This window comes from Nitratireductor sp. GCM10026969, assembly GCF_042660605.1.
Taxonomy (GTDB): Bacteria; Pseudomonadota; Alphaproteobacteria; order Rhizobiales; family Rhizobiaceae; genus Chelativorans.
On sequence record NZ_JBHSUM010000260.1, the window covers coordinates 1 to 2,849 of the forward strand.

The following is a 2,849-nucleotide window of genomic DNA, read 5'->3' on the forward strand; positions in this document are numbered from 1 at the left end:
CAGCGCCAGCGCATCCGGGGCGAGGTGCATGTCGGCTTCGTCGTCTCCGGCAACGGCCAGGTCGGCTCGGTCCGCATCGTGCGCAGTTCCGGCGCGGACGTGCTCGACCGCGCGGCGATGGAGACCGTTCGCCGGGCGGCGCCCTTCCCGCCCATACCGGAAGGGGCGGGCCGCTCGAGCTGGCCGTTTACCGTCCCCCTGGCCTTTACCCGCTGATTGAACGGCAGAGCGTCGGCGGGCTTAGCCTATCGCTTTTTGCATCCTGTCCCTCGACAACGGATAGGCGCCTTACCACATTGCGTGGAGATGAAGCGTGCGCCGCCGCGCGCGGTGCCCGGAGGCCTTAAGACCCAGCCCGACCGCAACAGGCGCGCCTCATCGGGCACCAGAGGCAGCAGAAATGAACGTCTTTTCCTTCCGATTCCGGCGTACCCGGCCAGAAGTCGCCCGGACAACAGCCTTGCTTGCGGGACCCTTCCTCTTGCTCATGCTGACTCTCGCCCCGGCCACGGCGCTCGCCTCCTCTCTCCCGACAGACCCCGCCACCGCATTCAAGTCGCGAGCGGTCCTGCTTGCCGACGCGGAAGCGGAGAAGCGTGATCGGGCGGCTGAACATGCCGAGATGCGGCGACGCGAGGAAAAGCTCGACCGCATGGAGGAGTCACACAACGAATGGCGCAGGCGGCTCGAAATCCTGCGGCAGGAGCGACGGCACCAGCCGACGGATCTCGACGTGCCGGTCTACACGCCACGCGGACCGGACACGCGCCGCTGAAGCCTCCCGCCCCGCACGCCTTCCGCCCGCTCGGTGCCTACCGCATATTCCGCAATTGCCAACGGCCGATTTGCCGATACCATTGAGGCGGGCACCGTTTCTCAAGAGGAGGGAGGCAGGCAATGCCGCATTTCGTGATCGAAAGAGACATGCCGGGTGTCGGTGGGCTCGGCCCGGACGAACTCAAGGGTGCCTCGCAGACATCGTGCACCGTTCTGCGCGACCTCGGACCCGAGATCCAGTGGGTGCACAGCTACGTGACCGACGACAAGATCTTTTGCGTCTATCGCGCACCGAGCGAGGATCTCATCCGCCAACACGCCGAGACGGCGGGCTTCCCGGCCAACAGAATTTCGCAGGTTCGGGCCACCATCGATCCCACAACGGCGGAATAGTCCGGCGGGTCGGCATGAGGCACGGCCGGGAACACGGTCCCGGCCGGCCTATGCGGGTGCTAGTCGCCGACCGCCACCCCTTCGCGCCGCGGATCGGCGCCGCCGACGAGCCCTTGGGCGGTAAAGGCGACGCCGTGCAGGCCCGAATTGAGGTCCGCGACCTCGGTCTCGAAGCCCAGGGCCTGCAGATCGTCGTTGAAATCCTCGGCGGAGGTGCCGGCCTCCAGCGCATAGGTGCCGAAGCGGTTGGTCAGGTGCGGCAGGGTAATCGCCTCCTGCATGTCCATCTCCCAGTCGATCAGTGCGATCACCGTATTCGCGACATAGGGAATGATGTTGCTGCCGCCCGGCGAGCCGAGCGCGAAGGCCGGTTCACCGTCCTCGAGGATGATGGTCGGAGACATGGAGGAGCGCGGGCGCTTGCCGGGCTCCACGCGGTTGGCGACCGCCTCGCCGTCGCTTGTCGGCGCGAAGGAGAAGTCGGTGAGCTGGTTGTTGAGCAGGAAGCCTGCCGCCATCTGCCGCGAGCCGAACGCGTTCTCGACCGAGCTCGTCATCGAGGCGACGTTGCCCGCATCGTCGACGATCACGAAATGCGAGGTGGAGGGCTGCTCGAGCTCGATCCCCCCGATCCGCAGTTCCGCCTTGTCCCAGGGCGGCGTTCCCGCCTGGACCTCCTCGGCCGGCAGGGCGGTGGGCCGCCGGATCAGGGCGGCACGGTCCTTGAGATACGCCTGGTTCAAAAGCCCCCTGGGCATCGAAACGAAGTCGCTGTCGGCCATGTAGAGCCCGCGGTCGGCAAAGGCGAGCCGGGTGGCATCGCCGATGATGCGCCAGCTCTCCGGATCGTCGGGCCCGAGCCCAGCGATGTCGAAATGCGTGACCATGCCGAGGATCTGCCCGACCGTCAGCGCGCCGGACGAGGGCGGCCCCATGCCGCAGACGTCGTATCCGCCGTAAGGCGCGCAGACCGCCGGCCGCTCCTTGGCTTCATAGGCGGCAAGGTCCTCCATGCTCAAAAGCCCCGGATTGGTCGGATGCTCCCGCACCGCGGCGACGATCGCCCGTGCGATCTCGCCGGTATAGAAGGCGTCCGCCCCGCCCTCGGCAATGGCGCGCAGCGCCTCGGCGTATTCCGGATTCTCAAGCCGCGTGCCGACGGCGAGCGGCGCGCCCGCCTCGTCGTAGAAATAGCTCCGCGCCGGCTCCTCCTGGTCGAGCTTGCCCCGGTCGTTGGCGATCAGCGTGTTGAGGCGCGGCGAGACCTCGAAACCGTCCTCGGCAAGATCGATGGCCGGCTGCAGGAGACCCGACCATTCCAGCTTGCCGTAGCGCCGATGCACCGTCTCCATCAGCCGCACCACCCCGGGCGTGCCCACGGAGCGGCCGCCGATGACGGCATCGAAGAAGGCCAGCGGCTCGCCCGATTCGTCGAGGAAGAGCTCGGAAGAAGCTGCCATGGGTGCCGTTTCGCGCCCGTCGAAGGTGGTCACCTCGCCGCTCTCGGCGTCGTACCAGACGAGAAAGCCGCCGCCGCCGATACCGGAAGATTGCGGCTCGACGAGCCCGAGCACCGTCTGCACCGCGACCAGCGCATCGGCCGCGCTGCCGCCTTCGCGCAGGACTTCGAGCCCCGCCTGTGCGGCCAAGGGGTTGGCTGCCGCCACCATCTGCCGCTC

Annotated in this window: 4 protein-coding genes; 3 read left to right on the forward strand and 1 reads right to left on the reverse strand. The window is 67.7% G+C overall.

What is annotated here, in order from left to right; translation table 11 throughout:
* The 3 genes from ACFP9U_RS24545 to ACFP9U_RS24555 form a co-directional block, all read left to right on the forward strand.
* Positions 1-216: energy transducer TonB family protein (locus tag ACFP9U_RS24545; protein ID WP_378625438.1), on the forward strand; the 216-nt coding region annotated here is incomplete at its 5' end.
* A 265-nt stretch (positions 217-481) separates the two neighbouring features.
* A complete protein-coding gene (locus tag ACFP9U_RS24550) occupies positions 482-775 on the forward strand; it encodes a hypothetical protein (protein WP_378625440.1) in 294 nt (97 codons plus the stop codon).
* A 122-nt stretch (positions 776-897) separates the two neighbouring features.
* Entirely contained in the window at positions 898-1,170 is a 273-nt protein-coding gene (locus ACFP9U_RS24555; RefSeq protein ID WP_378625442.1) for a DUF4242 domain-containing protein, read from the forward strand.
* A 59-nt stretch (positions 1,171-1,229) separates the two neighbouring features.
* Here the strand turns inward: ACFP9U_RS24555 and ggt are convergent.
* Positions 1,230-2,849: gamma-glutamyltransferase (gene ggt, locus ACFP9U_RS24560; protein WP_378625444.1), on the reverse strand; the 1,620-nt coding region annotated here is incomplete at its 5' end.